Annotated in this window: 15 protein-coding genes; 2 read left to right on the top strand and 13 right to left on the bottom strand. The window is 48.7% G+C overall.

Annotation, left to right across the window (positions count from 1 at the left end; genetic code table 11):
* Positions 1 to 10: 10 nt before the first annotated feature.
* From BM200_RS13420 to BM200_RS13385, 8 genes are all read right to left on the bottom strand, one after another.
* Positions 11 to 910, bottom strand: a complete 900-nt coding sequence (locus tag BM200_RS13420; protein ID WP_091186047.1) for a carbohydrate ABC transporter permease — start codon at positions 908 to 910, stop codon at positions 11 to 13.
* Between the two features lie 46 nt (positions 911 to 956).
* A complete protein-coding gene (locus tag BM200_RS13415; protein ID WP_091186045.1) occupies positions 957 to 1,916 on the bottom strand; it encodes an ABC transporter permease in 960 nt (319 codons plus the stop codon).
* 417 nt (positions 1,917 to 2,333) lie between these two features.
* Positions 2,334 to 2,846: an adenine phosphoribosyltransferase gene (locus BM200_RS13410; RefSeq protein WP_091186338.1), complete on the bottom strand. Its 513-nt coding sequence runs from the start codon at positions 2,844 to 2,846 to the stop codon at positions 2,334 to 2,336.
* A gap of 44 nt (positions 2,847 to 2,890) precedes the next feature.
* Positions 2,891 to 4,924 (bottom strand): single-stranded-DNA-specific exonuclease RecJ, encoded by a 2,034-nt coding sequence (gene recJ, locus BM200_RS13405; RefSeq protein WP_091186043.1) that lies wholly within the window; start codon positions 4,922 to 4,924, stop codon positions 2,891 to 2,893.
* A 24-nt stretch (positions 4,925 to 4,948) separates the two neighbouring features.
* Entirely contained in the window at positions 4,949 to 5,839 is an 891-nt protein-coding gene (locus BM200_RS13400; RefSeq protein ID WP_091186040.1) for a cation diffusion facilitator family transporter, read from the bottom strand.
* Positions 5,840 to 5,921: 82 nt separating this feature from the next.
* Positions 5,922 to 6,842 carry a protein translocase subunit SecF gene (gene secF, locus BM200_RS13395; RefSeq protein WP_091186038.1) on the bottom strand — a complete coding sequence of 307 codons (921 nt, stop codon included), beginning with the start codon at positions 6,840 to 6,842 and terminating at the stop codon, positions 5,922 to 5,924.
* Positions 6,832 to 8,064, bottom strand: a complete 1,233-nt coding sequence (secD, locus tag BM200_RS13390; RefSeq protein WP_091186036.1) for a protein translocase subunit SecD — start codon at positions 8,062 to 8,064, stop codon at positions 6,832 to 6,834. The genes secF and secD overlap by 11 nt, the downstream gene beginning before the upstream one ends.
* A gap of 95 nt (positions 8,065 to 8,159) precedes the next feature.
* Positions 8,160 to 8,375, bottom strand: coding sequence for a post-transcriptional regulator (locus BM200_RS13385; RefSeq protein ID WP_175532867.1), 216 nt, complete (start codon positions 8,373 to 8,375; stop codon positions 8,160 to 8,162).
* A 238-nt stretch (positions 8,376 to 8,613) separates the two neighbouring features.
* Between BM200_RS13385 and spoVB the strand changes: the two genes are divergently transcribed.
* Positions 8,614 to 10,164, top strand: a complete 1,551-nt coding sequence (gene spoVB, locus BM200_RS13380) for a stage V sporulation protein B (protein ID WP_091186032.1) — start codon at positions 8,614 to 8,616, stop codon at positions 10,162 to 10,164.
* A gap of 63 nt (positions 10,165 to 10,227) precedes the next feature.
* On the opposite strand, the gene BM200_RS13375 is transcribed toward spoVB, so the two are convergent.
* Both BM200_RS13375 and BM200_RS13370 read right to left on the bottom strand, forming a co-directional pair.
* Positions 10,228 to 10,962, bottom strand: coding sequence for a YetF domain-containing protein (locus BM200_RS13375; protein WP_091186030.1), 735 nt, complete (start codon positions 10,960 to 10,962; stop codon positions 10,228 to 10,230).
* A gap of 116 nt (positions 10,963 to 11,078) precedes the next feature.
* Positions 11,079 to 12,398, bottom strand: coding sequence for an ArsB/NhaD family transporter (locus BM200_RS13370; RefSeq protein WP_175532851.1), 1,320 nt, complete (start codon positions 12,396 to 12,398; stop codon positions 11,079 to 11,081).
* Positions 12,399 to 12,539: 141 nt separating this feature from the next.
* Between BM200_RS13370 and BM200_RS13365 the strand changes: the two genes are divergently transcribed.
* A complete protein-coding gene (locus BM200_RS13365; protein ID WP_091186028.1) occupies positions 12,540 to 12,932 on the top strand; it encodes a TIGR04086 family membrane protein in 393 nt (130 codons plus the stop codon).
* A gap of 78 nt (positions 12,933 to 13,010) precedes the next feature.
* Here BM200_RS13365 and yajC read toward each other — a convergent pair whose 3' ends face one another.
* Genes yajC through queA form a run of 3 tightly spaced genes read right to left on the bottom strand, consistent with a single transcriptional unit; the run spans position 13,011 to position 15,587 of the window.
* Positions 13,011 to 13,325, bottom strand: coding sequence for a preprotein translocase subunit YajC (yajC, locus tag BM200_RS13360; RefSeq protein ID WP_091186025.1), 315 nt, complete (start codon positions 13,323 to 13,325; stop codon positions 13,011 to 13,013).
* Positions 13,326 to 13,356: 31 nt separating this feature from the next.
* A complete protein-coding gene (tgt, locus tag BM200_RS13355; protein ID WP_091186022.1) occupies positions 13,357 to 14,490 on the bottom strand; it encodes a tRNA guanosine(34) transglycosylase Tgt in 1,134 nt (377 codons plus the stop codon).
* 50 nt (positions 14,491 to 14,540) lie between these two features.
* On the bottom strand, positions 14,541 to 15,587 hold the full coding sequence (gene queA / locus BM200_RS13350) for a tRNA preQ1(34) S-adenosylmethionine ribosyltransferase-isomerase QueA (protein WP_091186020.1): 1,047 nt from the start codon (positions 15,585 to 15,587) through the stop codon (positions 14,541 to 14,543).
* Positions 15,588 to 15,595: the final 8 nt, after the last annotated feature.

Below are 15,595 nucleotides of genomic sequence, written 5' to 3'. Positions count from 1 at the left end.
GTCGATCGGACTATTCCTTCAAAGATCCTACTAGCACGCCCTTTACGAAATATTTCTGCACAAACGGATAGACGATGATGATCGGGATTGTCGCTACCATCATCGTTGCCATCGACAGCGACTTGCTCGTGATGCTTTTCATGGAGGACAGACGGCTTTGCGAAGCCGAATCCAGCTGGGAGAATTGCTCGGACATAATATTGGAATTCAGAATTTGCTGGAGCATCGTCTGAATAGGAACTAGCTTCTCATTGGTTATGTAAAGGCTTGGAAAGAACCAGTCATTCCAATGCGAAACCGCCGTGAACAACGCCAGCGTAGCGATGACGGGACCAGAGAGCGGCAGCACGATCCGGAAGAAGGTTGCCCAATAGCCGCATCCGTCTATCTGCGCCGATTCCTCAAGCCCTTGGGGCAGCCCCGCAAAGAAGGTCCGGAAAATAATCATGTTCCACACGCTGATTAGACCGGGAATGATGAAGACCAGGAAATTATCCATTAAGCCAAGACCGCGGATGACGAGAAAGGTAGGAATAATACCGCCGCTGAAGTAGAGCGTAATAATGCAGGCAATCATATAAAACTTTCTGCCGATCAGCTCTTTCTTTGTCATGCCATAAGCGAAAATCGCCGTAAACAGGATAGATGCTATTGTTCCGATAACGGTCCTCATCACCGATATATAGAAGCCGTTTATAATTCTCTTGTCCTGGAATACGATTTCATAATTATCAAGGGTAAATGCTCTAGGCCAGAAAGTAACGCCGCCTAACGCCGTATCCATCCCTTTGTTAAACGAGACAACCGCAGCATTCCAGAACGGATAAAACGTAACGAAGGCGATAAGAACCAGACAGATATATACAAATACGGTTAAGCTTCGGTCGCTGAAGCTGGCTTTAATTCTCATAGCAGTCGTTCTCCCTCCTCAAGTGCAGTGAGTATCCAACTTGTTCCTACCATAGACTGTTGCCGGTGCGGCGAGCCAGCAGATTGGCGAAGGCAAGCAGGCCAACGCTGATGATGGCTTTAAACAAACCAACTGCTGTCGCATAAGAGAACCGCTGTCCGGTTATACCGGTTCGGTACACATAGGTATCCAGGACATCCGATACATCCCGCAGAATCGGATTGACGCCAAGCAGGAGCAGATCTTCAAATCCTGCACTTAACAGATTTCCGATAGCCAGAATCATAAAAATGATAACGACCGGCATAATGGTTGGAATCGTAATGACATAAATCTGCTTGAACCGGCTTGCACCGTCAATCGATGCGGCTTCGTACATACTCTGGTCAATCCCGGCAATAGCCGCCAAATATACAATCGAGCTGAAGCCAATTTCTTTCCAGACGCCGGTTGTAACGATAATCGTCCAGAAATATTCGGGAATGGAGAGGAAACTGACCGGCTCTTTGATCAGATGAAGCGATTGGAGAAGCATATTCAAGCTGCCGTTCTCCACCGACAGAATCGACATCGCAAACCCCGAAACAATAACCCAGGACAAGAAATGCGGCAAATAACTGACGGTCTGTACAATCCGCTTGAAATACATATTTTTCACTTCATTCAGCATAAGTGCGAGGACGATTGGTGCCGGGAACCCTATCGCCAACTTGAGCACGCTGATGACGATCGTATTGCGCATCACCCGTTCGAACTCCGGAGCATGGAAGAACATTTCGAAATGCTTGAACCCGACCCATGGACTGTTCAAAAAACCTTTAAATATGTTGTAGTCTTGAAAAGAAGTGAGGACGCCGTACATCGGGATGTAGCTGAATACAAAAATAAGAAGAAGAGCGGGTATGACCATAAGCTGTAAATCCCACTGCCGGAAGAATCGGCGAAGCTTGGATTTGCGTTTAAGCGTTTGTTGTTGATGAGTGACGGGTGCTGTTATCTCTGCCATTGGTGGTCCCCTCCTAAAAAGAATTGCGACACGCTTTTTGTTGCAATTCTTACTTCGAAAGCATTAGCTTAAGAATTGCGACACGCTTTTTGTTGCAATTCTTACTTCGAAAGCATTGGCTTTTGAGGCCATTCTTGCTTTGCAAGCCTAGTCTTATGTCTATATTGTAGAAGTTCGCCGAGGGCCTTACTATTTGCCAGACCAACGAAAAATGATACTTTTCAATCGAAAGATGTTATTATTCATAACACTGCTCGAAAGTTGTATACGGTTCCATTTTGGACATGCAAATTGAATCCGTTTCCAACTGACATAATTTGAAAGGTCCATGACAACAAAAAAAGCTGCCCCCGCAGAACCTCAGACCAATTTAAGTCTGCTGTTCTGCCAAGGGCAGCTCTATATAATCGGTTTCTCTTAGTACGTCACAAGAGAGAAGACTTCCACGCCTTCCAGCTTCTCGCGGCCAGTCAGATAAGACAGCTCAATCAGGAACGCTGCGCCAACAACTTCGCCGCCAAGCTGGCGGACGAGGTTCATCGAGGTCGCAATGGTACCGCCAGTAGCAAGCAGGTCATCGGCAATGAGGACACGTTGACCAGGCGAGATTGCGTCCTTATGCATCGCCAGGCTGTCATTGCCGTATTCCAGGTCATAGCTGGCTTGAATCGTCTCGCCAGGCAGCTTGCCGCTTTTGCGAATAGGTGCAAAGCCTACGCCAAGGGCAGTTGCCAGCGGTGCTCCAACAACAAAGCCGCGTGCTTCAGGACCGGCAATGATATCGATTTGCATATGCTCGACAGCTTTGCGGATATCTTCAATCGCCGCGCGGTATACGTTGCCATCCTTCAGCAGGGTTGTAATATCTTTAAATCGGATGCCTGGTTGTGGAAAATCGGGGATCACCCGGATGTAATCTTTGAAATTAATGTCGCTCATTCTCTATTCAATCCTTTCTCTACTTCCCATATCAATTATGCCATTACTTCGATTGGAACATACGGCGAACGGAGCCTCTCGGCCTCACGCTTTGCCTCCTGATACCTCTCAGATGTACCAAGATCACGCTTCTGCGGTGCTTCTACAACAATAAAATGAGTGCCGTCCACAGCTATAAATCCAAGCTCCAGGAATACTTCAAGCATGACGGTTACCGTTTGCTCGGGCCAGCCGCATTGTTCAGAAAGATACTGCTCAATGCCCTTCATCGGCAAACGCTGCTTCCTCTTCAGCAATTGGTATACCTGCCCGAAATGCTCCCGCTCAGGGAATCTTGCTCCTGCCCCTCCGAAATACAGATCATGAATGTGCAGCTGTGCTTTGCGCTGGCCGTTCCATTCATTGATAGACAGCTCCCCAACCAGATCAACCGGCAGACCGCTTTGCAGCCGCTGCGACAGTTCCCCCATTCCGAAGCCTACCGCATCCAGAGCGGTACGCCCGCTGCGAAGCGATAACTTCAGATGTCTGGAGTCCTTGCCCATCGTCCGGTAATCCGACAATTCAGCGGAATGAAGCAGCAGCCTCGGTGAAGGGTTGCCTGCTCCAAACGGCTCGAGCTGGGCAAGCTGACCAATCGTATGAACACTGGCATCCTCTACCGAGCAGACAAGATCAATAGCCGTTTTCGGTATCCAGTCCTGCTCCGTCAACCATTCCAACGCAAGCTCTCCCAGCTTCTCTTCAAATGCCTGCAGGTGGTCCCGGTGAAGACTCATGCCTGCAGCCGCTTGATGGCCGCCGTAATGGTCAAGCAGGTGGTCGCATTCGGTCAAGGCAGCATGCAGATCATAACCTTCAATCGACCGCGCCGACCCTTTGCACATCCCGCTGTCCGCGTCGATGCCAAGTATTATAACCGGTTTATAATAACGCTCCAGGATCTTGGACGCAACGATGCCTATTACTCCAACGTTCCAGCCTTCGCCAGCCAGCACAATAACAGGAGGTTCAGGGATGGCTGCCGCTTTTGCAGCTTCTCTTTTCCCCTGCCATTGCTGCTCCGCTTCCTTTACGATACCGTCCACGATTCGCTGTCTTTCCTTGTTAAGCACATCAAGTGAAGAAGCCGCTCGTATAGCCTCGTCATAGTCACCGGTTGTCAGGAGCTCAACCGCACGCTTCGCATGATCTAGCCGGCCTGCTGCGTTAATCCGCGGTGCCATGCCGAAGGCAACTGTCGTGGAAGTCACCTGATCCAGTTCAATGCCGCATGCTTCCGATAAAGCCCGGAAGCCGGTATTTCCGGTATTCTGCAGCCGTGCAAGACCTGCCCTTACTAGTACCCGGTTCTCGTCTGTAAGCGGCATGATGTCCGCGATGGTACCAAGACATACGATATCCGCCCACTCCATTGGCGGACGCTCCATTAGCGCATGCGCTAATTTGAAGGCTACACCAACCCCAGCCAATCCTTTGAACGGATAAGGGCAATCCCCTTGCTTGGGATTCACAACCGCAACCGCATCCGGAAGCTGATCCGGCGGTTCATGATGGTCAGTTACAACAATATCGATACCAAGCTGCTTGGCATATTCGACTTGCTCATAGGCACTGATTCCTGTGTCCACCGTTACAATAAGACGAACGCCGTCAGCCGCGGCCAAATCTATCGCGCCTTTGTTCAGGCCGTAGCCCTCCAAAGCGCGATGCGGAATATAATAATCAAAGGTATAACCTAACTCACGGAACACGTGAATGAGCAAAGATGTACTAGATACGCCGTCTGCATCATAATCCCCATAGATCCGAATGAATTCACCGTTTACTGCCGCTTGTTGAATCCGGGCGACAGCTTCCTTCATTCCTTTCAGCAAATACGGATCATGAAGCCGGTCCTCCCCGCCGCGCAGGAAATTCTCCGCGGACTCCTTCTCTTTGTAGCCTCTCTGAACAAGAAGCTTGGCTACAAGATGCGGAACGCCAAGCAGCTCTGACAGCTGCCTGGCCTGCTGCTCGTCCTCTTTACTCCAAGGCGCCAAATTCCAGCGTGTTTTTGCTTGTATCACGCCGAGTTTCAACCCCTTTCCATTCTATTGCAGAAGCGTCGGCATATGCTCCTGATTCGGATCATGATTCGATCTGTACGGATAACCCGGATCATAAGGCTCCACATGGATCGTCACATCCGTTACATGACCGAACCGCGTAAGAAGCAGCTGCTTGACCCGTTTTGCAACTTCATGGCCTTCAAGTACGGATATACGCGGATTTACGCTGATGACAATATCTGCTACAACATAATGCCCCTGTTCCTTGGCCTGAATCGACTCAACGGTAATTACTCCTTCTACGCGCTGAATCAACTGCATCAGCACCTCGGTATCTTCACTTTGAGACTCTGTCTTTGAATCTTTCTGTACAAATCCGGTAATTGTACGGTAACCGCTCAACATAACCATAACGGCAATGACAATCGCTGCCGCAGGATCCAAGTAGTACAGAGCCGGCAGCGCTGCCGCTTTACCCAACATGGCTCCGCCGGCGCCAATCAGTGCCGCCAGCGAGCAATATAAGCCCTGGCCCCTTTCCTTATGGGAAAAGAACAGCTCCCTTACAACCAGACTCATGAGAATTGCAGCAAATGCACTCCAGTGCGGCGGATGATCAACGCCTTCCGCAATGGAACGAATCGCAGATATGCCGATCTCCAGGCTGGTGATAAGAAAAAATACGGCAAGAAATACATTCGTCAGGGCTTCCGTACGCAGCTTGGCATTGGCCTTCTTGTGCCCGTCTTGCTTAGTGGATGACAAAGCAAAAGCGGCGGCACATTCTGCCGCCGTTCGGAAGGCATCGGCGAGCAGCGATTTGCTGCCCGCGAGTCCGCCTACTATACCTTTAAACAACGCCAGCGCCGCAGTTCCCCATAAGCCAGCCTGTTCGGCCTGCTTTGCCTCCGCATATCGTTGTTCAGTTGACATTTATGCCTCCAGCGTGGAATAGGACTTGGCGATGGAACTAGCCAAGCTTCCGTTCCACTTTGTTTAGTAGAGTAAGTTATCCTTATACCGCTTTTTTAGCCACTTGTTTCGTAGAAGGCTTTTGCTTGCTCTTCATGACCATCCACAGCGGAGCTGCGATACAGATCGAAGAGTACGCGCCGCTTGCAAGACCAATCATTTTCGCCAGTGCGAACAGCTTGATCGATTCGCTGCCGAAGATGAAGAGACAAGTAGCAATAATGAGTACGGCAAGTACGGTATATACGTTACGCGCCATTGTTTGCCACAAGCTTTGGTTAACAAGGTCGCCAATCTGGTCTGCGTTCTTTGTTTTGGCGAAACGAAGATTTTCACGGATCCGGTCAAAGATAACGATCTTATCGTTAATGGAATAACCAATTGTCGTCAGCACCGCCGCGATAAACGGCAGGTCAACCTGAAGACGGAAGATGGAGAAGATCGTCACAACGACAAAAGCATCATACAAAATGGCGATGTTTGCAGCAAGCGCCATGCGCCATTCAAAGCGGATCATCACGTACAGCATAATCGCCACACTCGCGATTATAACGGCATAGATCGCTTTAATACCAAGCTCCTGTGCGATATCCGGTGAAACAACGTTCACTTCCGAAGATACTTTATCGCCGTATTTGGCTTTAAAAGCATCTTCAATCGCTTTTACTTTCGACTGATCGAGCACATCATCGAAACGGGCCGATACACGGTCACCATTCGTACCGCCAACCGTAGGCGTAATATCGGAATAGCCTTGCTGTTCCAGAACATCTTTTGCTTCGGTTTGAGTTAACTTCTTGCCCACGAGAATATCCATATTCGTACCGGCTTTGAAGTCAACCCCGAAGTTCATATGGAAGATACTGACCGACAAAATGCCGACAAGCGTCAAAATAACCGAGAACAGGAAAAACTTGTTGCGGTGTTTAATGAAATCGAATCGAACCTTTGCATTATAGAGCACGGATTTCTGCCTCCTTCACGCCGTAGTAGCCAGGTTTAGTAAAGAGGTTACTGCGGATCAGCAATTGAATCAGCAGACGCGCCAAGAAGATATTGGTCACGATACTAACGAGAATACTGAAGATCATCGTCAAGGCGAAGCCACGAATCGCACCGTTACCGATGAAATAAAGGACGGCACAAGAAATAATATTCGTCACGTTCGCGTCCATAATGGTACGGAACGAGTTTTTCGAACCGGCCTTCAGAGAGGACAACAGACTTTTGCCGCTCCGGATCTCTTCCTTGATGCGCTCGTACATAATGATATTGGCGTCAACCGCCATACCAATACCGAGAACAAAGGCCGCGATACCCGGAAGCGTCAAGGTTGCATTCATCAGCTCAAATACAACAACAAGCAGCCAAGTGTACGTGATTACGGTAATGCCGGCAACCAGACCCGGGATACGGAACAAGAGAACCAGGAATAGAAGGACGATCGCAGATCCGATAACACCTGCGCCTACTGTTTCGTTAAGTGATTTCTGGCCAAGCTTCGCACCAACACTTTGTGTATAAATCTCTGTGAGCTTCAGCGGAAGCGCACCAAGGTTAATCGTATCTTTCAGGTTATTGGCCTCATCAAGCGTGTAATTGCCTGAAATTTGCGCCGAACCGCCTGTAATTGGATAGTTAACGGAAGGACTGGACAGCAATTCTTCATCTAAGTAAATAGACAAGGTTTTGCCTGTCAGCTTCGTTGTTACATCTTCGAATTTTTTTGCGTCTTTCAATTTAATGGTGATCATCGGATTACCCAGCTGGTCGAACTCAACCTTTGCGCCATTTTGCACAAAATCATTGCCTTGCAGCTCGATAGTGCCGTCCGGACCGCGGAAAGTCAGATTGACAGGCTTCTTCAGCATCTCGCGGATTGCCGTTTCGTCCGTTACACCAGGCAGCCTAACGCGGATGCGGTTGCTGCCTTCCCGGGTAATCTCAGGCTCGGTCGTCCCCGTGGAGTCAATCCGTTGCTCCAGGCTGTGCGCCGTTTCCTTGAGCGACTCTGGCGTTACTTGTTCGCCGCCCTCAAGTGGCGAGGCCTCATACAATACCTCGAACCCGCCTTTCAAATCAAGACCGAGCCGGATATCTTTGACAAGAGCCGGGCTCGTCCAAGCGATGGCGCCAAACATGATGACAACGACCGCAAGGAAGGCAGTTAATCTCTTCCAGTTCATACGTACATAGTCCCCCTTATGATCTCAATATTCCTATTATACTTAGGTTGTACTTGCGTGTAAAATGAGCGCGCAAAAAAAAGAAACCCCTTCCGTCAGAAATGGTTTCCCCGAAAAGCGCTAAGCGTCATAAAATTCATGAATTTTGTCACTTTTAAAGACAAAATATCGTTTACCATTTGATGAAGCTCCGGCTGACCGGTTTTTTTATACTTTTCACTTACGCATTCCCATATTTCTTTTCCCGTTACATGTTCGTATCCGATGAGATGAAATTCTTCCGCCTTGCTGTTGCACAGCTGTTCGATCATGCTGTTCAGATCCTCATCTCCCACGGCTGTCTCCTCCTTCTGGCCTTGCAAATGTGCCAATCAAAAGCTGTTAACCATCCTTCTACCTATTCGATGCTTCCTCCCTCTTTTCCTGCTGAAACTTTTGAATTGATAAATTTGGATGACTTGTCTCGCCATGATTCTAGAATGACTCATGATTCGGACATGCCGCGCATAAAGATGTACGGAAAGCAGTACAAGAGATGAGGGGCGACTAATGACGAAGCAAACGTTTATAAAAGGGGCTATGATCCTGCTGGCCGCCGGCATTATTAACCGGCTGCTCGGCTTTGTGCCGCGTATTGCGCTCCCGCGTATCATTGGTGCGGAAGGCGTCGGGCTGTACCAGCTCAGCTATCCGTTTCTGACCGTTTTATTAACGGTTATTACAGGCGGCATTCCGCTGGCTATTACGAAGTGGACGGCTGAAGCCGTATCTCGCGGGGACTCGGCGAGGGTAAAGCAAATTTTCCGGACCGCGATGGGTCTTACTATTGTACTAGCTGTTCTGATGACCGCAGCCCTTCTTCTTCTGGCCAAGTGGATCACTACACATCTGCTGACCGATGCCAGGGTTTATCAGACCTTTATTGTAATGACACCGCTAATGCTCATCATTGGTATTTCTTCAGTCTACCGGGGATACTTCCAAGGCAAACAAAATATGATACCTTCCGCAACTTCCCAAATCATTGAGACCATCATCCGGATTATCGGCTCACTCACCTTTGCTTCCATGCTCCTTCCAAAAGGGGTCGAATGGGCAGCCGCCGGTGCCATGCTTGGTGTAGTTGTAGGGGAGATTGGCGCTCTTGCCGTGCTGCTCTGGACTTATGCCAGGGAGCGCAGCAAGCAGAAATCTGTTGAAGAACCCAACGCCGCAAAGAAAAATACACCTGTCCTTCGCCGGCTGCTTGGCCTGTCTATACCGGTGACAGGAAGCCGTATGGTTGGCTCATTATCTTATTTGCTCGAGTCGATTCTGACAGCCCGAAGCCTTGCAGCCGCCGGAATTGCTACTGGTGCTGCCACTGCCCAATACGGCGCTTTGCAAGGGATGATCATCCCGCTGCTCTTACTGCCAACGGCACTGACCTTCTCGCTTGCCTCCTCCCTTGTACCTTCCTTGTCTGAAGCAGCAGCCAGGGGAGATAAAGGAATGATTCATAAAAGAATGCATCAATCGATGCGGCTTGCACTGGTTGCCGGAGCACCGTTTGTCGTTGTGATGTGGCTGTTCGCCGAACCGATCTGCCGCATAATGTATGATCACGCTGACATCGCTCCGATGCTGAAGCTTATGGCACCGATTGGAATATTCATTTACTTGCAAGCACCGCTTCAAGCTGCGCTTCAAGCCTTGAACAAACCAGGAACGGCATTGATGAACACCTTTATCGGGGCGGCCGTTAAGCTGATGCTCATTACGATTCTCGCTTCAAAGCCGGAGCTTGGCATCTACGGCGCGCTTATTGCCATTAACGTGAATATCGTTCTCGTAACCGTCCTGCATGGCATCAGCGTTTTGCGCTTTATCGGCTTCCACATGCAAGTTCTGGATTTTGTTAAAGTTGGAGCTGCCATGCTTATCATGGGCGCAGCGGCCATGTGGATCATGAATACAAAACCGTTAACGCTGGAATGGATCAATCTGATTCTCTCCTGCTTCATCAGTGCCATTATTTATTTGCTGCTTATGATCTGGATGAAGATTATCGACCGACACGATATCGCCCGTATACCGCTCCTTGGGCAGTGGTTCAAATAAACAGAAAAGCCGTGTTTCTGTAGCCGGAACTGACCCCTGTTCATGACAGGGGTTAGTGTCCAGTTAGAAGCGCGGCTTTTTATCTGAGTCAACATATAATTTGCCTTTATGGTCAATGGTGCAGAGGAATACTTCTTTGAAATCATATACGCCTTGCTCCTGCAGCACATTTTTCAGCCAAAATCTTGTCTTGTCCAGCTTCTCCAGATTCTCGTCCTGCACCTTTCCGTCCATGATAAGCGGAATGGGCAGCATCTCGAACCGAAAACGCGCCGGCGTCTGTGACTGTGGTTTGAGAATCGGTTCCTCTGCGGCTTTTTCCTTTAATTCCTCTTGCCCATTACCCTCTTTATCCTTCTCAACAACCGACAATTTCCCTGTTGTCTCCAGAATCGCGAACTCGACATCGGCAACCGTTTGAATCTTGTTCTCTCTTAGCTGGAGCAGCAAATCATCCAGGTTATAACGCTGCTTGCGCATCACATCCCGGTTCAGCTTCCCCTTGGCAATAATAACGCTTGGTTTGCCATCAAACCATAATCTCAGCCTGCGATTTTTCAGTGCGATAAAGGCAATCCCGATCTGGATAAGCAGCAGCACCACCATCGGCAGCACGCCTTCCCAAATCGCCCGGTCTACGTCCTCAATAACGATGACCGCAATTTCGGCAATCATTACGGATATGACCAGATCAAAGACGGATAACTTGCCTATTTCCCTTTTTCCCATAAAACGCATGATCAGAAATACGACGAAGTAAATAAATACGGTTCGGAGCAGCATGCTCCAATATTCCATCCTAACCGCCTCCTCGTTTTTGTCATGCCTGCATCGGAACAGCCCGTACAGCTATTCTGACCTTCAGCCCGACACATCATGCGATTAGGGAAGTAGCGAATATATGGGTTTATAACCTATGGCAACACAATAAAATAAATGTATAAAGTTGAAATAACAAGAGCAACCAGTGTTAATGGGGCACCTATCTTTAGATAATCCATATAGCTGAATCCTTTGCCTTCCCTCATGGCAAGCCCTGCTACGACCACATTCGCCGATGCGCCAATCAAAGTTCCGTTGCCGCCAAGGCATGCACCAAGCGACAGCGACCACCATAACGGATTAAGGTCATCCGGATTCGTAATATTCATCTGTACTCCCAAATCCTGAATTAACGGAATCATCGTTGCGACAAACGGAATATTGTCAATCGTGGCTGAAGCGATGCCGGACACCCACAATATCAGCATCGAGGTTTTCGTCATATCCCCTGAGGTCATCTGCAGCGTTACATTTGCCAGATCCGATATAATATTCGTTTCAATCAAGCCGCCAACCAGCATAAACAATCCAATAAAGAAGAAGATGGTCTCCCACTCCACCATGTCAAAGGCTGCCTCGGCGTCCTCCCGCTTCACCCCGATGAGCATGAGCAGTATAGCTCCGCCAAGCGCAATGACGGCTGCTTCTACATCAATCGCAGAGTGAAGGATAAAGCCAAGAATCGTAAGCAGCAGGATCGAAAGTGATTTAATCATCAACTTCCGGTCTTTGATGTTATCCTCTGCTTTCAGCTCCATCAGTTCCTTCTTGGATTCCTCTGTTACAATCAGCTTCTTGCGGTATATCCAGACAAGCAGGGCAATTGTAACGGCCAGAATAACCAGTATGACCGGAGCCAGGTTAACGAGAAAATCGTTAAATGTTAAATTCTCATTGGCCGAACCAATCATAATATTCGGCGGATCACCAATCAAAGTCGCCGTTCCCCCAATATTGCAGGACAATATTTCAGCGATCAGGAAAGGAAGCGGCGTTATTTTTAGAATACGGGTAATCGAGAATGTAATCGGAACAATAAGCAGAACCGTGGTTACATTATCCAGAAATGCAGAGCCAATGCCTGTCAGCACCGATAAAATAATAAAAATTTTAACCGGGTCGCCTTTCGCGGCCTGGGCTGCTTTTATAGCGGCATACTGAAATACTCCTGTCTTATTCGTAATGCCGACCAGGATCATCATCCCGATCAACAAGAAAATGGTTTCCCACTCAATATGCTCCGAGAAGGCAAGCTTCATATCCAGAATGCCTAGCACAATCATCATTACCGCGCCAAATAAAGCCATAACGGTACGATTTATTTTCTCGGTAATAATGATGGCATAAGTCACTAAGAAAATAACAACTGCCACGGTCACCTGCCAAGAGGCGGGATGGTAAATCTGTTCCAAGCTAACAACTCCTTATCCAGCATAAATACGCACATTATACAAAAAACATGTAAATATCGTCTAGTCTCATCAAAACGGCAGGTCTATTCCACCTGGCTTGACCATAAGGTGTACTAATAGTCTTGTACAAGGGGGGATAAGATGAATTCGCTCAAACCTATAGTCCGGCCGCCGCGTATCGCTTCTCCATTGATTGCTGGCGTCATATATTCGATCATTTGGCTAGCTTTAGGCGCACTTCTGCTTTCATTCATGTTGTATTTCAGCAGTATGAAGGAGAATAACCTGCCTCAATATTCGCTCGCAGTCCACGGCTTCTCTGCACTTGCAGGCGGCTTCGTATCGGGCAAACGCTCGGGTATTAAAGGCTGGTATTACGGTGCCTTGCTAGGCCTCATCTACGGCATAACTGTTCTGACCATCGGCTTTCTTGCCGCGAACAGCGGACTTTCCGTGAAGGGCGCTGTCATGCTGCTTGCCGCCATCCTCGCGGGAGCATTGGGAGGAATGATCGGAGTTAACCTCAAGAAATAACGTTGATGAAAGCTGCGCATACTACATAGCAAGTAAAAAGAAGCTGACTATAAAAGTCAGCTTCTTTCCATTTTGGAATTATTCCGTTGCTGCAGGTGCGCTGTTCAGCACGGAGCTGATTGCGCTGCGATCAAACGTCATCTTGGTTGTGTCGTTAACGCGAAGCACAACCGTGTCGTCTGTCAGTTCTACGATTGTGCCTTGAAGGCCGCCAATCGTCTGAATTTTATCGCCTTTCTTCAGTTGGCTAAGGAGCGAGTTACGCTGTTTTGTTTTCTTCTGTTGCGGACGAATAAGCAAGAAGTAAAAGACCGCAAACATCAGAATGAAAGGCCAGATCATTTGAAAAATATTCGTGCTGCCTGCTGCATCTGCTGCCAATAAAGTCGACATGGAAATTCCCCCCTTTCCCTAAAATCTAAACTTAAAAACCTTTGTCGTTATCAAACAGTCCATACTTCGTGAAGAAATCGTCGCGGAAATCAAGAAGACGGTCTTCCATAATCGCCTGACGGACATCACGCATGAGCTGTAATAAGAAATGCAAGTTGTGATATGTCGTTAGCCGAATGCCAAACGTTTCATCTGCCTTCAGCAAGTGGCGGATATACGCACGCGAGTAGTTCTTGCATGTGTAGCATGAGCATTCCGGATCCAGCGGGCCAAAGTCTTCCGCAAACTTCGCGTTGCGGACGACAAGACGGCCTTGGCTTGTCATCGTTGTCCCATTCCGGGCAATACGGGTTGGCAATACGCAGTCGAACATATCCACGCCGCGGATCGAACCTTCAATCAGTGCGTCCGGTGAACCAACACCCATCAAATATCTTGGCTTGCCTGTAGGCAGCTCAGGAACCGTATAGTCAAGCACTTCATACATCAAATGCTTAGGCTCGCCTACACTTAATCCACCAATAGCATACCCCGGGAAATCCATGGAAGTCAAATCCTTGGCGCTCTGGATACGCAGGTCTTTGTACATGCCACCCTGCACAATGGCAAACAGTCCTTGGTCATGTTTGCGGGCATGGGAATTCAGGCAGCGTTCCGCCCAACGCGTCGTGCGCTCAAGCGATTGCTTCACATAATCATATTCAGCCGGATAAGGCGGACACTCGTCAAAAGCCATCATAATATCCGAACCTAATGCGTTCTGAATCTCCATCGCTTTCTCAGGGGAAAGAAACAGCTTGTCCCCGTTCAGATGGGAGCGGAATTGCACGCCTTCTTCCGTAATCTTACGCATGTCGCTTAAGCTGAATACCTGGAAACCGCCGCTGTCAGTCAGAATCGGACGATCCCAGTTCATGAACTTGTGAAGACCTCCTGCGCGGCCGACAATGTCATGGCCGGGACGCAGGAAAAGGTGATACGTATTGCTCAGAATAATCTGGGCATCCATTGTTTTTAACTCTTCCGGACTCATCGTCTTGACGGTAGCTTGCGTCCCTACCGGCATAAAAGCAGGCGTCTCGATGACGCCATGCGGAGTATGGACTCGTCCAAGACGTGCACCGGACTGCTTGCAAACCTTAATTAATTCATACTTTACAGCCACTAGTCATTCTTCCTGTCTACATGGGATTATCGTGCTTGCACAAGTTGTTATTAATAGATAAACATAGCATCGCCAAAGCTGAAGAAACGGTATTCTTCACGAACAGCTTCGCCATATGCCTTCATGATCGCTTCACGACCCGCCAATGCGCTTACGAGCATGACGAGCGTCGACTTTGGCAAATGGAAGTTCGTCAGCAAGGCGTCTACCAGCTTAAAGGAGTATCCCGGGAAGATAAAAATATCTGTCCAGCCGCTGCATGCTTCGATTGGACCGCCTTCGAATCTAGCTGCTACGGTCTCAAGTGTTCTCGAAGATGTTGTGCCCACAGCTATAATACGGGCTCCTGACGATTTGGCTTCATTTATTATTGAAGCATTTTGTTCATCTAGTTCGTAATATTCCGAATGCATTTCATGCTCTTCCACTTTATCCACGGACATAGGCCGGAATGTGCCAAGTCCAACGTGGAGGGTTACGTAGGCTAGCTTGACGCCTTTATCAACCAGCTGTTGAAGAAACTCCTTCGTAAAATGCAGTCCTGCTGTAGGTGCCGCAGCCGATCCTTCATGCTTCGCGTATACAGTCTGGTAACGTTCTCGTTCTTCCAGCCTCTCCTTAATATAAGGAGGCAAAGGCATTTCACCAAGCCTGTCGAGCAGCTCCTGGAATATGCCTTCGTAGTGAAAACGGATCGTCCGTGATCCCATATCGCCTTCATCTTCCACTACTGCCCGGAGAAGAGGTTCTCCGCTGCCATTATCGCCAAACCACAGCTCAGCGCCAACCTTCATCCGCTTGGCCGGCTTGGCAAGCGCTTCCCAGCGATCCCCTTCCAGCTGTTTGAGGAGCAAAAGCTCGATTTTTGCTCCCGTATCCGGCTTTATGCCCGTCAGCCGTGCCGGGATGACACGCGTGTTGTTCAGAACAAGCACATCTCCCGTCTGCAAATAATCGGCCAGGTCGGTAAAGGTGCGGTGCGCAATGTCACCGGTCTCTTTGTTTAGCGCCAACAATCTCGATGCTGTGCGATCTGCTAGCGGAGTTTGGGCAATAAGATGCTCCGGCAGTTCGAAATCAAACAAATCTACGTTCATTGAATCAA

Origin of the sequence: Paenibacillus catalpae (assembly GCF_900112695.1) — a bacterium.
GTDB classification, from domain to species: Bacteria; Bacillota; Bacilli; order Paenibacillales; family Paenibacillaceae; genus Pristimantibacillus; species Pristimantibacillus catalpae.
The sequence above is the reverse complement of the archived record's forward strand: the minus strand, read 5'-3'. Positions and strand labels throughout refer to the sequence as shown.